Here is a 14046-nt window from a genome sequence, read left to right on the forward strand (position 1 = left end):
ACTATGCGATTTCATCGTGATGCGTCGCAGCACGTGCTTAACGAGCAACTTAACGACCGAGCCACGTGATCGCGGCGCCATAGGGGTGACACTCCGCCAGCACCTGCGCCTCACCGCCCGGGAAGCTGGTGAGCGTCAGCAACACCGCGGCACGGTCTGCGGTCCACTCGAAGCCGATGCGCACCAGCGGTCGCTCGCGCGTCGCCGCCGCACCGGCGGCGGCGATCACCGCGTCGAGCTCGGCGCGCGCGGGCGCGCCCAGATATTGCGTCACCATCGAGTGGACGATCGCGCGACAGCGGCCCGGCGGCGCCGGCTCGACGAGCCGGTCGCCCAGCCATGCCACGGCGTCGCCGCGCTCCACCCGCGGCGGCCACCGTCGTGCCAGCGCCAACGCGCTCTCGAGGCGCCGCGACCGTGCCGACTGATCGACGAAGACGAAGGCCATCAGCCGCTCGCACGTGGCGGCATCCGCCGCATCGAGCGGCGCCAGGTCAACGCCGCGCGCCGCGACCAGCTCGACCGCGGCATCGGGCGGCGGCGGACCCCGCCAGTCGGGCGCGATCCGGACGGGCGAGGCGGGGTCGCCCGCCGCGACTCCGCCGAGGTCGTAGGCGTAGCGATGCAAGTTGAGGTTGAGGCCGGTGCTGGCGCCGATCTCGAGCAGCTCGACCGGCAGGTCGAAGCGCGCGCGCACGACCTTGAGCGCGGCGAGGATCGCCGCCGCGCGCCCGACCTCGTTGGTCTGCGGCGTATGCTGCATCCACTCGGCGATGAAGGCATCATGCGCGGCGAGCGCCTCGCCGATCGCGCCGTCGACGTCGCGGTGCTCGCCGCGGTACAGCGCGCCGAGCCGTGCCGGCGTGTCGCGCCGCGCCAGCGCGTGCAGCGCGGCGTTGAAGCGCATCGCCAGCGCCGCGGCGGCACGGTCGCCCGGCCAGCGCGCGAACACCGCCGCGGTGAGCGGCGCCCGCGCCAGCTGGCGCGCGCCCGATTCGAGTACCGCCGCGACGACGGGCGAACCGATCGTCCGCGCCACCTGGGCCTGACGCCGCAATTCTCCAGCGTCGGGCTCGAAATCAAGAAGTTGCTCAAACACCCGTCAGTCTATCCACTGGAGCGACAGCGCCGCGCGCGGAGCCAAACAGTGCTGGAAAGTGCTTTCCATCCACTTAACCGCACCGATCTCTTGCTCGACCGCTCCCGGCCGTGCCAGCTCAGCCCCGTCCGTGCAATCATTCTCGCCGAAACCGTGTTTAACGTCATTTTAGGACGGCACGTCCATGAGGAAGTCGGCGCAGCGGCACCGCCCGGGACCAACCCGGTCGCCCAACGCGCTATATTGGGGGATGGGACAGGTGTCGGCTGGTCCTCGCCGCGGCGAGCGATGCTTCCGACGCGACCTCCCGCCCGACTGACCAGGATTTCGCCATGGCGTACGTGCTGCCTCCCCGTCTCGACACCGCGGCCGCGCCGCCGCTCCGCGTCGCGCTGAAGAAGCTGGTCGAGCAGGCGCAGCCGCTCACGATAGACGGCAGCGCGGTGGAGCAGATCGGACAGGCCTGCCTGCAGGTCCTGATCGCCGCGCGCGCTGCCGCGGTCGCGCAGGGGCAGAGCTTCGCGCTGACCGCGGTCAGCATCCCCTTCGCCGACGCCGCCGCGCTCGCCGCGGTCGACCTCTCCGCCGCCTAAGCGCGCGCCGCCCGGTTCACAGGAGCAGACGTCTTGGATCTCGACGCAATCCAGCAGATCTTCTTCCAGGAGTGCGAGGAAGGCCTGGCCGGCATGGAAAGCGCGTTCGCCGCGCTGCGTGCCGAAAATTATGACGCCGAGACGATCAACGGCATCTTCCGAGCGGTCCACTCGATCAAGGGCGGCGCGGGCGCGTTCGGGCACGAACGGCTCCAGGCCTATACGCATCAATATGAGACGCTGCTCGACCTGCTCCGCAGCGGCGCGCTGACGCTCACTCCGGCGCTCACCAACCTGATCGTCGCCGCCTTCGACATGCTCGCGGACCATGTCGCCGCGGCGCGCGACTCGGGCGAGGCGCCCGATGACGCGGTGATGCTGGCGCGGCTGATCGCGGCCGCGAGCGGCGACGAGGCCGCCGAGATCGCCGCACCCGCGGCCGCCGTGGCGCCGACAGCGGCCGAGGCCGAGGACGAGATCGCCTTCACCCCCGCCCCCATCAGCCTGGGCGACGACTTCGACGACCTCATGGCGATGCTGGGCGATGTCGCTCCCGCCGAGGAGCCGTATGCTGCCGACGCTCCGGCGGCGGCCGGGCCGCAGGACTGGCTGGTCACCTTCAAGCCCACTCCCAACGCGCTCGACAACGGCGGCGAGCCGCTGCTGCTGCTGCGCGAGCTCGTCCGCATGGGCGGGCGCGTGCTGTCGTGCGACGTGTCGGCGCTGCCGCCGCTCGCCTCGATCGATCCCGAGGTCTCCTATCTCGCCTGGTCGATCGCGGTTCCGGCGAACGTGGACGAGGACGATATCCGCTCGGTGTTCGAGTTCACCGACGGCTGCGCGGTGACGCTGTCGCGCGGCACCGCCGCGCCCGTGGTAGCGGACGAGCCTGAGACGCCCGCTGCCGCCCCCGCCGCAGCCGCCGCCCTCGCGCCGACCGCGACGGCCGCGCCGGCGCCCTCGCCTGCCCCCACGGCGGCGCCGGTGACCGCGGCACCCGCGCCCAAGCCGGCGCCGCCTGCGCCTGTGGTCGCCTCGGTCGTGGCGCCCGCGCCGACCGCGGTAGCACAGACGATCCGGGTCGACCTCGACAAGCTGGACCGGCTCGTCAACCTGGTCGGCGAGCTGGTGATCACTCAGGCGATGCTGGCGCAGCGTTTGTCCGAGAACAACATGGCGGGCATCTCCGAGCTCACCGACCTCGATCACCTGACGCGCGAGCTGCAGGAATCCACCATGGCGATCCGCGCGCAGCCGATGAAGACCGTGTTCAGCCGCGTGCCGCGCATCATCCGCGAGCTCGAGGGCGAGACCGGTAAGCGCGTCCGCCTCGATATCGAGGGTGAGATGACCGAGGTCGACAAGACCGTGGTCGAGCGGATCGGCGAGCCGCTGACGCACCTTATCCGCAATGCGGTCGACCACGGGCTGGAGACGCCGGAGGAGCGGATCGCGGCGGGCAAGCCGGCCGAGGGCGTGGTCACGCTGTCCGCGGCGCACCACTCGGGTCGGATCGTCATCACCGTCAGCGACGACGGCCGCGGCATCGACCGCGCGCGCGTCCGGGCCAAGGCGATCGAGCGCGGCATCATCCTGCCCGACGCGGTGCTGAGCGACGAGGAGGTCGACAACCTGATCTTCGCGCCGGGCTTCTCCACCGCGGCGACCGTCTCGAATATCTCGGGTCGCGGCGTCGGCATGGACGTGGTGCGCAAGAACGTCCAGGCGCTCGGCGGACGCATCGGGATCCAGTCGAAGTTCGGCGCGGGGTCGAGCTTCTCGCTCAGCCTGCCGCTGACGCTCGCGGTGGTGGACGGCATGATCGTCACCGTCGGCGACCAGACCTTCGTGATTCCGCTCAGCCATATCGTCGAGAGCCTGCGCCCGACCGACGGGGCGGTGACGGCGATCGGCGTGGACGGCGCGGTGCTCGACGTGCGCGGCTCCTACGTGCCGATCTACCCGGTGGCCGAGCAGCTCGGCCTCGGCGGCGGCGAGCGCGACCCCGCCAACGCGGTGCTGATCGTGGTCGAGGCCGACCACGGCCAGGCCGCGCTGCTGGTCGACTCGATCCAGGACCAGCGCCAGGTGGTGGTGAAGAGCCTCGAGGCCAATTACCAGGCGATCGACGGCCTAGCCGGCGCGACGATCCTCGGCGACGGCCGGGTCGCGCTGATCATCGACGTCGACGCGCTGACGGCGCACCGCGTCCGCACGCCGCGACCGGTGCTGGCGCACGCGGCATGATCCCCGCGATCGCCCTGCCCAGCGAGTCGTCGCTCAAGCGCGAGTTCCACTTCGTGCCGGCGGACCATCAGGCGATCTCGCGGATGGTCTATGACGAGCTCGGCATCCTGCTGCCCGATGGCAAGGCGCAGCTGGTGTACGGGCGTGTCGCGCCGCGCGTGCGCGCGTGCGGGCTCGACAGCGTCGGCGCCTACATCAAGCTGATCGAGCAGGACGCCGACGAGCGGCTGCGCATGTTCGACGCGATCACCACGAACCACACCGCCTTCTTCCGGGAGGCGCATCACTTCGAGGACTTCGTCGAGCGGCTGTGGCCCAAGCTGTCGCAGCGCGTTCTCGGCGGGGGGCGCGTGCGGCTGTGGTCGGCGGCCTGCTCCAGCGGCGAGGAACCGTACAGCTGGCTGATGGCGAGCTTCGGCACCGACCGCGGGCTGGCGCAGCGCGTGCTGCGCGCCGACTTCAAGCTGCTCGCCACCGATGTGTCACCGAGCGTGCTCGCCACCGCGCGCGCCGGCACCTACCCGGCGGCGACGCTGCGCACCGTGCCACCGGCGCTGCGCAGCACTTGGCTGAGCGGTCCGAGCGAGCGCCAGACGGTCGATCCGATGCTGCGCGACGCGATCGCGTTCCGCCCGCTCAACCTGCTCGGCAACTGGCCGATGCGCGGCCGCTTCGACGCGATCTGCTGCCGCAACGTGATGATCTACTTCGACGAACCAACGAAAGCGCGTCTGCAAGCACGGCTCGCTGACCATCTGGAGACGGGCGGCATGCTCTACATCGGCCATTCCGAGCGGCTCGCCGACGAGGTCGCGCACCGCTTCGAGAGCGTCGGGCGCACCGCTTATCTGAAGGTGGCGGCATGAGCGTCCGTACCCTCGTCGTCGACGACTCGCTCACGATGCAGGCGCTGATCCGGCGCACGCTGTCGGTGGATCCGGCGATCGAGGTCGTAGGCACTGCCGCGAGCGCGGAGGAGGCGCGCGCCAAGATCAAGGAGCTCGATCCCGACGTCGTCACGCTCGACATCGAGATGCCGGGCATGAACGGGCTCGACTTTCTCGAGCGGTTGATGCGGCTGCGCCCGACCCCGGTGGTGATGCTGTCGACCCTCACCTCGGACGGAGCGGAGGCTAGCATCGCCGCGCTCGAGCTCGGCGCCTTCGAGTGTTTCGACAAGCTGGCGCTGCGCCGTGAGAATGAGGCGATCCGCCTGCCCGCACTGGTCCGCGCCGCCTCGGGCACGCGCCGCCGGCTCGCGCCGCTGCCGCCCAAGAGCGAACCGATCGACGGCGACTATCGGCCGCGCGACAATGCGCTGATCGCGGTGGGCGCATCGACCGGCGGGGTCGAGGCGCTGATCGAGCTGCTCACCGGCTTTCCCGCCAACTGCCCGCCGACGGTGATCGTCCAGCACATGCCGGCGAGCTTCACCGCCAGCTTCGCCGCGCGGCTCGACCGGCTGTGCCGCCCGAGCGTGGAGGAGGCGCGCGCGGGCGCGCCGCTTCAGGTCGGCAAGGTGTATCTCGCGCCGGGAGGTGACCGTCATCTCGAAGTGGCGGGCAGCGGCGGCAAGCGCCACTGCCGCCTGCTTCAGGGCCCCAAGGTGAGCGGGCATCAGCCCTCGGTCGACACCTTGTTCCACTCGGTCGCGCGCTGCGCTGGGGCGGACGCGGTAGGTGCGCTGCTCACCGGCATGGGGGCCGACGGGGCCGAGGGCATGCTGGCGATGCGCACGACCGGCTCGGTCACGATCGGGCAGGACGAGGCCACCAGCGTCGTCTACGGCATGCCGGCGGTGGCGCATCGGATCGGCGCGGTGGTACAGCAGCTGCCGCTGCGCCGCATCGCGCCGCGGCTGTTGCAAGAGTGCCGCGCATGAACAGCATCACGCTCCGCGACGGCTTCCGTCGCCTCACCGTGGCGCAGGGCGAGACCAAGGTCAGCGACCGCGAGGACGTGGTGCTGACCACCGTTCTGGGTAGCTGCGTCGCCGCCTGCTTCTACGATCCGGTCGCGAAGGTGGGAGGCCTTAACCATTACCTGTTAGCCGAGGGGAATGTGTCCGATCCCGCCTCGATGCAGCGCTACGGTGTCTACGCCATGGAAGTGCTGATCAACGCCATGCTCTCGATGGGCGCGGTACGGTCGCGCATGAAGGCGCGCATCTTCGGCGGCGCGACGATGCGCTCCGGCTTCCGCGACATCGGCGGCGACAATATCGCCTTCGCTCGGCGTTTCCTGCGTGACGAGAAGATCCCGCTGGTCGGCGAGGACGTCGGCGGCAATGGCGCGCGACGGGTCGAGTTCCGCGCCGCACTGGGTCTCGCGCGCTGTCGCGTCGTCACCGAGGGCGCGCCGCCGCCGCTGCTGCGCGTCGCCCCCGCCCCCGTTTCCGCGATCGCCCATGTCGGCGACGTCGAGTTCTTCTGATTTCCCGAATTGCCCAGGAGCCCTTTCCCGTGACCAAGACGATCATGACCGTGGACGACTCGCCCAGCATGCGGATGCTGCTGCGAGCGGCGCTGACCGATCTCGGCTACAATGTCGTCGAGGCCGAGGACGGGGTGCACGCGCTCGAGACGCTGCAGAATTTCGAGCCCGAGGAGGAGCCCGATCTGCTCATCACCGACATCAACATGCCGCGCATGGACGGTTTCGGGCTGATCGAGCAGGTCCGCGCCGACGGTCGCCGCTCGCTGCCGATCCTGGTGCTCACCACCGAGAGTTCGGAGGAGAAGAAGCAGCGCGCGCGCGACGCCGGCGCCACCGGCTGGATCGTCAAGCCCTTCCACCCCGAGAAGCTCGCCGCCGCGATCCGGCGCGTGCTGCACTGATCTCCAGCGTATCCGAGGAGCCACCCATGTCCCGTCAGCTCATCACCTTCCAGCTCGGCGACCAGCATCTGGGCGTCGACATCATGGCGATCCGCGAGATCCGCGCCTGGTCGCCCGCCACGCCGCTGCCCAACGTGCCCAGCCACGTGCGCGGCGTCGTCAACCTGCGCGGCGTGGTGCTGCCGGTGCTCGACCTGCGTCACCGGCTCGGCTGGGGCGTCACCGACCCGACCGCGCGCCACGTCATCATCGTCGTGCGGATCGGCGAGCAGCTCCAGGGCATCATCGTTGACGCGGTGAACGACATCGTCACGGTGCAGACCGAGGACATGCAGCCGCTGCCCGACATGGGCGACGCCGCGGCGGCGCAGTTCCTCGACGGCCTGGCGACGATCGACCAGCGGCTGATCCTGGTGCTCGCGCTGGAGCGGCTGGTGGAGCGCAGCGTGATGGCGGACGCTGCCTGATCTACGTGATAAAAGTTACGTTTACGCTTTTCGCCTAGGACGAGGTCATGGCTGGAACGAAAGTATTGGTGGTCGACGATTCGTTGACCATGCGCGCGCTGATCTCGGGTGCGCTGGAGCGGATCCCGGGCGTGGAGGTGGTCGGCATGGCCGACGGCGCGGCCGAGGCGCGCGCGCTGGTCGCCTCGACCTGGCCCGACGTGATGACGCTCGACGTCGAGATGCCGGGCATGAGTGGGCTCGAGTATCTCGCCGAGATCATGGACACCAAGCCGATGCCGGTGATCATGTTCTCGACCCGCACCCAGGACGGCGCCGCCGAGTCGATCGAGGCGCTGCGGCTCGGCGCGATCGACTGTTTCCCCAAGCCGCGCGTCGCCGCCCCTGCCGAGCTGGACGCGATCATCGCGAAGCTCGCCAAGCGACTCAAGGCCGCGAAGAAGGCCGACATCAAGCCCAAGGCGCCGCCCAGGACCGCCAAGGCGCCTCCGATCGACTGGAACGGCCGCCTGCTGCTGGTCGGCGGCGACGTGTCGAGCACGAAGTCGATCTTCGATCTCTTCTCGACCTTCCCGGCCAACTGCCCACCGACCGTGGTGGTGCAGCATCTTGGCCCTGGGCTGGTCGAGAGCATGGCGGAGAAGCTCGCCGAGCAGGTCGCGCCCAAGGTCGTGGTCGCGGCGGACGGGATGAAGCCAGAGCAGGGCACGATCTATCTCGCCCCGCACGGCGACGCGCATCTGGTGATCGACAGCTGGCCCAACGGCACGCTGCGGCTGCTGCCGCGCGACCCGGTCGCCGGCGAGCGCCCCTCGATCTCGCTCTTGTTCGCCTCGGCCGCCAAGGCCGCGGCGAGCAACGCGGTGGGCGTGCTGCTGCTCGACTCCAACGAGGACGGTGCGGGCGGGCTCAAGGCGCTGAGCGCGGCGGGCGGCTATGCCTTCTCGCCGTCGGACGAGGGCGGCTACACGCTGGCGCGCGGGATGGTGTCGCAGCCGGTCGCGACGGACGCGCTGGTCACGAGCGTGCTCAAGATGTGCTCGAAATGAGCGCGGGGGCGATCTCGCGACCGCTCGCGCTGGCGCTGGCCGAAGAGCTGGTGTTCGCCTCGAACGAACTCAACGAGCTCGCTTACGATCTCGGCAGCAACGGCGAGACGCTGCGCCGCCACATGGCGAGCATCCAGCGGATCGACTATGTCACGCAGATCCAGCTCGCGGTCGCCACACTGCTCCGCGTCGAGGGCGCGTCGGACGCCGACCTCGGCGCGGTGACCCTGCAGGACATGGTCGACCGCCTCCGCTCGACCCTGGCGACGCTCGAGCAGCAAGCGGCCGCGGCCTGACGCGAGCGGCGGAATCGGGTCCTAACCGATCGCGATCACGCGATCGCCGAGCCGCTCGGCCTCACTTCGGTCGTGCGTGACCATCAGGATCGGCACCGCGCGCGTGTCGCGCACCCGCTCGATCGCGCGCGCCGCTTCCTCCCGCCTCACCGGATCGAGCGACGACAGAGGCTCGTCGAGCAGCAGGAAGGCGGCATCGCTCAGCAGCGCGCGTCCGATCGCCACCCGGCGTGCCTCCCCGCCCGATAGCGTGCGCGGCCAGCGGTCGAGCAGATGGCTCACGTCGAGCATCGCCGCCACCTCGGCCAGCCGCGCTCCGTCGCGGCCGCCGTACAGCAGGTTGGCGCGCACCCGCCGGTGCGGGAACAGCCGCATGTCCTGAAAGACATAGCCGACGCGACGCCGCTCCGGCGGGAGGTCGATCCCGGCCACGGAGTCATGCAGCGTCCGCCCGTTTACCCGAACATGCCCACGGACCGGCCGCAGCAGCCCGGCGATCATGTCCAGCACGCTGGTCTTGCCCACGCCCGACGGACCGACAAGCATGGTGAGCCCCTCGCCCACCGCGAAGCGCGCGCCGACAAGGGTTTCACCCCTTGTCGCGACAACGTCGACGTCAAAGGACACGGACGCCCCGCCCCGCGCGCCGCACCAGCCACTCCGCCGCCACCAACGCGGCGAGCGACAGCGCGACCGAGGCGGCGGCGAGCCGCCATACCGCCGCCTCGCCGCCCGGCGTCTGCAGCGCCGCGTAGATCGCGAGCGGTAAGGTTTGCGTCTCGCCCGGCACGTTGGAGACGAAGGTGATGGTGGCGCCGAACTCGCCGATCGAGCGCGCGAAGCCCAGCACCGCCCCCGCCGCGATCCCCGGCGCGGCGAGCGGCAGGGTCACCGTCACATAGCTGCGCCACCGCCCCGCGCCGAGCGTGCGGGCGGCCTGTTCGAGCCGCCGGTCGACCGCCTCGAGCGACAGCCGGATCGCACGCACCATCAGCGGCAACGCCATCACCCCCGCCGCGATTGCCGCGCCGCTCCAACGGAACAGCACCGAGACCCCGAACCAGCGGTCGAGCGCACCGCCGATCGCGCCGGTGGGCGCGAACGCGAGCAGCAGCAGCCAGCCGGTCACCACCGGCGGCACCACCAGCGGCAGATGGATCAGCCCGTCCAGCAGCACCTTGCCCGGGAAGTGCCAGCGCGCCAGTACCCAGGCGAGCGCGAAGGCGAGCGGCAGCGTCGCTAGCGTCGCAGTCCCACCGACCAGCAAGGTCAGCCGCACGATCGCGGCGAGTTCGCTCACCGCGGCGCGAAGCCGCGGCGCGCCAGGATCGCCTGACCCGCGCGCGACAGCAGGAAGCGGCGGAACGCCTCGGCCTCGCGCGGCGCCGGGCCGTCGGTGAGGCGCGCCACGGGGTAGACGATCGCCGGGTGGCTCGCCGCCGGGAAGACGCCCGCGATGCGCACCGCGGTCGCCGCACGGGCGTCGGTCGCGTAGACGATGCCGTAAGGTGCCGCCCCGCGATCCACCAGCGCCAGCGCGGCGCGGACGTTCTCGGCACGAACGATGCGCCCGCTCACCGCGTCCCAGGCGCCGAGCGTGCGCAGCGCGGCCTCGCCGTACTTGCCCGCTGGCACCGCCGTCGGATCGGCCATCGCCAGCGGCGCCGCACCGAGCCGACGCGCTAGCGCGGCACCACGGGTCGCGCTCACGTCGGGCGTGCCGGGACGTGCCACCACCACGAGCCGGTTGCGCGCGAGCACCGCGCGCGTGCCGGGCACGACCCGGCCGCGGCGCTCGACCTCGTCCATCCAGTCGGTGTCGGCCGAGGCGAACAGGTCGGCGCGGCCGCCAGCGGTGATCTGCCGCGCCAGTGCGGAGGAAGCAGCGAAGGAAAGCACCGGCCGCGGGTGCCCCTGCGCGCTCCAGGCGTCGGCGGCGTCGCTCAGCGCCTCCTGCAGGCTGGCGGCGGCGAGAACGAGCGGCGCAGCACGCTCCTGCGCCCATGCGGGGCCGCCGAGCAGCAGCAGGACGAGCGAGAGTAGGGCACGCATGGAGACGCCATCGCACCGTATCCGTGCGGATACAATAAGCGGACGAGCCACGTCGCGTTGTCGACTCAGCTCGCCGCGATCGACGGAACGACCCCGCGCGCCTGACGCTCTCGCTCGATGCACGCGCACCGCCCCGTCTCGTCACTGATCGAGCACCTCGTCTACGATGAGGCGGCGCGGACGCTCCTCGTCACCTTTCGCGCGGGCCGCCGCTATCTGTACCGCGACGTCCCGCACGCGACCTATGACGCGCTGGTCGCCGCACCGTCGGTGGGCAGCTATTTCAACGCGGCAGTTCGCGACCGGTTCGAGTGCGCGCCCGCGGACGGGCGCCGGCGCTACCCGCTCGACGAGCGCGCCGCCTGAGCCTCAGCCCTCGTCGCCCATGCGCAGTGCCGCGATGAAGGCTTCCTGCGGGATGCTGACGCTGCCGTACTCGCGCATCTTCAGCTTGCCCTTCTTCTGCTTCTCCAGCAGCTTGCGCTTACGCGTCGCGTCGCCGCCATAGCATTTGGCGGTGACGTCCTTGCGCATGGCGCTGATCGTCTCGCGCGCGATCACCTTGCCGCCGATCGCCGCCTGGATCGGGATCTTGAACAGGTGGCGCGGGATGAGTTCCTTGAGCCGCTCGCACATGCCGCGTCCGCGCACCTCGGCGGTGCCGCGGTGGACGATCATGCTGAGCGCGTCGACCGGCTCCTCGTTGACCAAAATCGACATCTTGACGAGGTCGCCCTCGCGGTAGCCGATCTGGTGATAGTCGAAGCTGGCATAGCCCTTCGACAGCGACTTCAGCCGATCGTAGAAGTCGAATACCACCTCGTTGAGCGGCAGCTCGTACGTCGCCTGCGCGCGCCCGCCGACATAGGTGAGGTTCTTCTGGATACCGCGGCGGTCCTGGCACAGTTTCAGGATCGAGCCGAGATATTCGTCGGGGACGTAGATCACCGCCTCGATCCACGGCTCGCTGATGCTCTCGATCTTGTTGGGGTCGGGCATGTCCGCCGGGTTGTGCAGCTCGATGTGCCCGCCGCCGTGGGTCAGCTCGATCTGATAGACCACCGAGGGGGCGGTGGTGATCAGGTCGAGGTCGTACTCGCGCGTCAGCCGCTCCTGGATGATCTCGAGGTGCAGCAGCCCGAGGAACCCGCAGCGGAAGCCGAAGCCGAGCGCGGCGCTGGTCTCCATCTCGAAGCTGAACGAGGCGTCGTTGAGCCGCAGCTTGGAGATGCTCTCGCGCAGTTTCTCGAAGTCGTTGGCATCGACCGGGAACAGCCCGCAGAAGACGACCGGCTGAACTTCCTTGAAGCCCGGCAGCGCCTCCGCCGCGGGCCGCTTGGCGTCGGTCAGCGTGTCGCCGACGCGCGCCATCGCGACGTCCTTGATCTGCGCGGTGATGAAGCCGATCTCGCCCGGACCGAGGTCAGTCAGCTGCTCGATCTTGGGGCGGAAGCAGCCGACGCGGTCGACCAGATGCTGCGTCCCCGCCTGCATGAAGGTGACCTGCTGACCCTTGCGCAGTGTGCCGTCGATCACGCGCACGAGGATGACGACGCCAAGATAGGGGTCGTACCAGCTGTCGACCAGCATCGCCTTAAGCGGTGCGTCGGCGTCGCCCTTGGGCGGCGGGATCTTGCGGACGATGGCCTCGAGGATGTCGGCGATGCCGATCCCCGACTTGGCGCTGGCGAGCACCGCCTCGGAGGCGTCGAGGCCGATCACGTCCTCGATCTCGGCCCGCACCTTCTCGGGCTCGGCGGCGGGCAGGTCGATCTTGTTGATCACGGGCACGATCTCATGGTCGTGCTCGATCGACTGGTAGACGTTGGCGAGCGTCTGCGCCTCGACCCCCTGCGCCGCGTCGACCACCAGCAGCGCGCCCTCGCAGGCGGCGAGGCTGCGGCTGACCTCATACGCGAAGTCGACGTGGCCCGGCGTGTCCATCAGGTTGAGCGTGTAGGTCGCGCCGTCCTGCGCCTTGTACGACAGGCGCACGGTCTGCGCCTTGATCGTGATCCCGCGCTCCTTCTCGATCTCCATATTGTCGAGCACCTGCTCGCTCATTTCGCGGTCGGTCAGGCCGCCGGTGGCCTGGATCAGCCGGTCGGCGAGCGTCGACTTGCCGTGGTCGATATGGGCGATGATCGAGAAATTGCGGATCGTGTCGAGCGGGGTGGCCATGATCCGCGGGTGCCTAGCGCAGCGTGACCGGCCGCGCCAGCCATTCGGCGGACATGGCCCGTCTCACCCCGCGGCATGATGGATCGCGTCGAGCGCGTTGAGGTAGCGGCGGCTCCCCTCGCCGCTCACCAGCGCCCAGCGAACGCCGCGGCGCTCCAGCTCGCGTTTCGACAGGTCGAAGAAGCGCTGCCGCGCCGCGCGATTGCCGAACAGCCGCGTGCCGTCGGGCTGCCACGGCAGGTCGATGTCGAACAGCAGGTACAAGTCCGCCACATTGTCCCAGCGCGCGAACCAGGGATCGCGGCGGCCGAACATCATGTCGGCCCAGACCGCGCTCATCAGCGGATCGGTGTCGAGGATCACCGGGTGCGCGCCCGAGTCGACCGCCTTGCGCGCCTTCATGTCCTGCGTGTGCGCGATCACCACCAGGTCGGCCATGGTGAGGTCCGTGCCGTAGCGCTCGCAGTAGGTCCGGCCGAACTCGGCGACGCAGACCGAGTCGAACTGCTTGGCGAGCCGGGGCGCCATCGTCGACTTGCCCGTGCTCTCGGGCCCGTGAAGGCAGATCGTCCGCAGCGTCACGCCGGAACCGCCAGCGCGCGCGCGGGGTGGCGTGCGCGGCGCCACTCGGCCAGCCCGATCACCGCGAGCGCGAGATATACCAGGTAGAGCGCGGCGAAGAGGTACAGCTGCTTGGCGAGGTAGAGCGGAACCGAGGCGAGATCGACCGCGATCCACAGCCACCAATTCTCGATCTTGCGCCGCGCCATCAGCAGCTGTGCCGCGACGCTGGCGGCGGCGATCGCCGCGTCCCACCAGGGATAGCTCGCATCGGTGAGCCGGTGCATCGCCGCGCCCCACAACAGCGCCGCGGCGACGCTCGCGCCCGCCCAGCCGAGCCGCGCCGGTGCGCCGAGCCGCTCCACCGTCACCTCGCCCGTGCGCCGTCGCTCGCGCCGCCACGTCGCCCAGCCGTACAGGTTGGCGAGGACGAAGAAGCCCTGGAGCAGCGCGTCGGAGTAGAGCCGCTGTTCGAACACCACCGCGCCCAGCAGCGTCACCGAGCCGATCGCGGTCGGGAAGGTCCACACGCTGCGCCGTGCCGCGAGCGCGACACAGGCGATTCCCAGCAGCGTGGCGATCCACTCGATCAGCGACATGGCGCGGTCTTTCCACGCCAGCGCGGCGCCGCCAAGAGGCTTGCACACCTTCACGCGCCGCAATC

17 protein-coding genes are annotated in these 14046 nt (G+C 70.3%); 10 read left to right on the forward strand and 7 right to left on the reverse strand.

Going from position 1 to position 14046, the window contains the following annotated elements:
• Positions 1-49 precede the first annotated feature (49 nt).
• Entirely contained in the window at positions 50-1057 is a 1008-nt protein-coding gene (locus tag FHY03_RS14035; protein ID WP_221190212.1) for a DUF2332 domain-containing protein, read from the reverse strand.
• A 374-nt stretch (positions 1058-1431) separates the two neighbouring features.
• On the opposite strand from FHY03_RS14035, the gene FHY03_RS14040 reads away from it, so the two are divergent.
• The 9 genes from FHY03_RS14040 to FHY03_RS14080 are packed head-to-tail and all read left to right on the forward strand — an operon-like array spanning position 1432 to position 8588.
• Entirely contained in the window at positions 1432-1692 is a 261-nt protein-coding gene (locus tag FHY03_RS14040) for an STAS domain-containing protein (protein ID WP_183919795.1), read from the forward strand.
• A 33-nt stretch (positions 1693-1725) separates the two neighbouring features.
• The gene (locus tag FHY03_RS14045) at positions 1726-3939 is read left to right on the forward strand and encodes a chemotaxis protein CheA (protein WP_183931449.1); all 2214 of its coding nucleotides are present in this window, start codon (positions 1726-1728) and stop codon (positions 3937-3939) included.
• Positions 3936-4805 carry a protein-glutamate O-methyltransferase CheR gene (locus tag FHY03_RS14050; protein ID WP_183931450.1) on the forward strand — a complete coding sequence of 290 codons (870 nt, stop codon included), beginning with the start codon at positions 3936-3938 and terminating at the stop codon, positions 4803-4805. Before FHY03_RS14045 ends, FHY03_RS14050 begins: the two co-directional genes overlap by 4 nt.
• Positions 4802-5821, forward strand: a complete 1020-nt coding sequence (locus FHY03_RS14055) for a chemotaxis response regulator protein-glutamate methylesterase (protein ID WP_183919789.1) — start codon at positions 4802-4804, stop codon at positions 5819-5821. The genes FHY03_RS14050 and FHY03_RS14055 overlap by 4 nt, the downstream gene beginning before the upstream one ends.
• Entirely contained in the window at positions 5818-6372 is a 555-nt protein-coding gene (locus FHY03_RS14060) for a chemotaxis protein CheD (protein WP_183919787.1), read from the forward strand. The genes FHY03_RS14055 and FHY03_RS14060 overlap by 4 nt, the downstream gene beginning before the upstream one ends.
• A gap of 29 nt (positions 6373-6401) precedes the next feature.
• A complete protein-coding gene (locus tag FHY03_RS14065) occupies positions 6402-6776 on the forward strand; it encodes a response regulator (RefSeq protein WP_183919785.1) in 375 nt (124 codons plus the stop codon).
• Positions 6777-6802: 26 nt separating this feature from the next.
• Entirely contained in the window at positions 6803-7243 is a 441-nt protein-coding gene (locus FHY03_RS14070; RefSeq protein WP_132907593.1) for a chemotaxis protein CheW, read from the forward strand.
• A 47-nt stretch (positions 7244-7290) separates the two neighbouring features.
• Positions 7291-8292, forward strand: a complete 1002-nt coding sequence (locus FHY03_RS14075) for a chemotaxis protein CheB (RefSeq protein WP_183931451.1) — start codon at positions 7291-7293, stop codon at positions 8290-8292.
• Positions 8289-8588: a hypothetical protein gene (locus FHY03_RS14080; RefSeq protein ID WP_183919781.1), complete on the forward strand. Its 300-nt coding sequence runs from the start codon at positions 8289-8291 to the stop codon at positions 8586-8588. Before FHY03_RS14075 ends, FHY03_RS14080 begins: the two co-directional genes overlap by 4 nt.
• 21 nt (positions 8589-8609) lie before the next feature.
• Here FHY03_RS14080 and FHY03_RS14085 read toward each other — a convergent pair whose 3' ends face one another.
• From FHY03_RS14085 to modA, 3 genes are read right to left on the reverse strand one after another with little or no spacing between them, the layout of a single operon-like run.
• The gene (locus FHY03_RS14085) at positions 8610-9215 is read right to left on the reverse strand and encodes an ATP-binding cassette domain-containing protein (protein WP_183919778.1); all 606 of its coding nucleotides are present in this window, start codon (positions 9213-9215) and stop codon (positions 8610-8612) included.
• Entirely contained in the window at positions 9205-9888 is a 684-nt protein-coding gene (modB, locus tag FHY03_RS14090) for a molybdate ABC transporter permease subunit (RefSeq protein ID WP_183919776.1), read from the reverse strand. The genes FHY03_RS14085 and modB overlap by 11 nt, the downstream gene beginning before the upstream one ends.
• Positions 9885-10640 (reverse strand): molybdate ABC transporter substrate-binding protein, encoded by a 756-nt coding sequence (gene modA, locus FHY03_RS14095; RefSeq protein WP_183931452.1) that lies wholly within the window; start codon positions 10638-10640, stop codon positions 9885-9887. The genes modB and modA overlap by 4 nt, the downstream gene beginning before the upstream one ends.
• A gap of 117 nt (positions 10641-10757) precedes the next feature.
• On the opposite strand from modA, the gene FHY03_RS14100 reads away from it, so the two are divergent.
• Positions 10758-11006: a KTSC domain-containing protein gene (locus tag FHY03_RS14100; RefSeq protein ID WP_183919774.1), complete on the forward strand. Its 249-nt coding sequence runs from the start codon at positions 10758-10760 to the stop codon at positions 11004-11006.
• Positions 11007-11009: 3 nt separating this feature from the next.
• Here the strand turns inward: FHY03_RS14100 and lepA are convergent, their stop codons facing one another.
• The 3 genes from lepA to pnuC form a co-directional block, all read right to left on the reverse strand.
• Positions 11010-12821: a translation elongation factor 4 gene (gene lepA / locus FHY03_RS14105; protein ID WP_183931453.1), complete on the reverse strand. Its 1812-nt coding sequence runs from the start codon at positions 12819-12821 to the stop codon at positions 11010-11012.
• Positions 12822-12884: 63 nt separating this feature from the next.
• The gene (locus FHY03_RS14110; protein WP_183931454.1) at positions 12885-13403 is read right to left on the reverse strand and encodes an AAA family ATPase; all 519 of its coding nucleotides are present in this window, start codon (positions 13401-13403) and stop codon (positions 12885-12887) included.
• Entirely contained in the window at positions 13400-14029 is a 630-nt protein-coding gene (gene pnuC / locus FHY03_RS14115) for a nicotinamide riboside transporter PnuC (protein ID WP_183931455.1), read from the reverse strand. The genes FHY03_RS14110 and pnuC overlap by 4 nt, the downstream gene beginning before the upstream one ends.
• Between the last annotated feature and the right edge of the window lie 17 nt (positions 14030-14046).

Source organism: Sphingomonas sp. BK345, from assembly GCF_014193845.1.
In the GTDB taxonomy this organism is placed as follows: Bacteria; Pseudomonadota; Alphaproteobacteria; order Sphingomonadales; family Sphingomonadaceae; genus Sphingomonas.

Excerpts from the sequence above, each read along its gene's own strand:
- FHY03_RS14080 (WP_183919781.1), top strand. The coding sequence starts at position 8,289 with ATGAGCGCGGGGGCGATCTCGCGACCGCTCGCGCTGGCGCTGGCCGAA.
- modA (WP_183931452.1), bottom strand. The coding sequence starts at position 10,640 with ATGCGTGCCCTACTCTCGCTCGTCCTGCTGCTGCTCGGCGGCCCCGCA.
- FHY03_RS14050 (WP_183931450.1), top strand. The coding sequence starts at position 3,936 with ATGATCCCCGCGATCGCCCTGCCCAGCGAGTCGTCGCTCAAGCGCGAG.
- FHY03_RS14075 (WP_183931451.1), top strand. The coding sequence starts at position 7,291 with ATGGCTGGAACGAAAGTATTGGTGGTCGACGATTCGTTGACCATGCGC.
- FHY03_RS14040 (WP_183919795.1), top strand. The coding sequence starts at position 1,432 with ATGGCGTACGTGCTGCCTCCCCGTCTCGACACCGCGGCCGCGCCGCCG.
- FHY03_RS14060 (WP_183919787.1), top strand. The coding sequence starts at position 5,818 with ATGAACAGCATCACGCTCCGCGACGGCTTCCGTCGCCTCACCGTGGCG.
- FHY03_RS14070 (WP_132907593.1), top strand. The coding sequence starts at position 6,803 with ATGTCCCGTCAGCTCATCACCTTCCAGCTCGGCGACCAGCATCTGGGC.
- FHY03_RS14100 (WP_183919774.1), top strand. The coding sequence starts at position 10,758 with ATGCACGCGCACCGCCCCGTCTCGTCACTGATCGAGCACCTCGTCTAC.
- lepA (WP_183931453.1), bottom strand. The coding sequence starts at position 12,821 with ATGGCCACCCCGCTCGACACGATCCGCAATTTCTCGATCATCGCCCAT.
- FHY03_RS14055 (WP_183919789.1), top strand. The coding sequence starts at position 4,802 with ATGAGCGTCCGTACCCTCGTCGTCGACGACTCGCTCACGATGCAGGCG.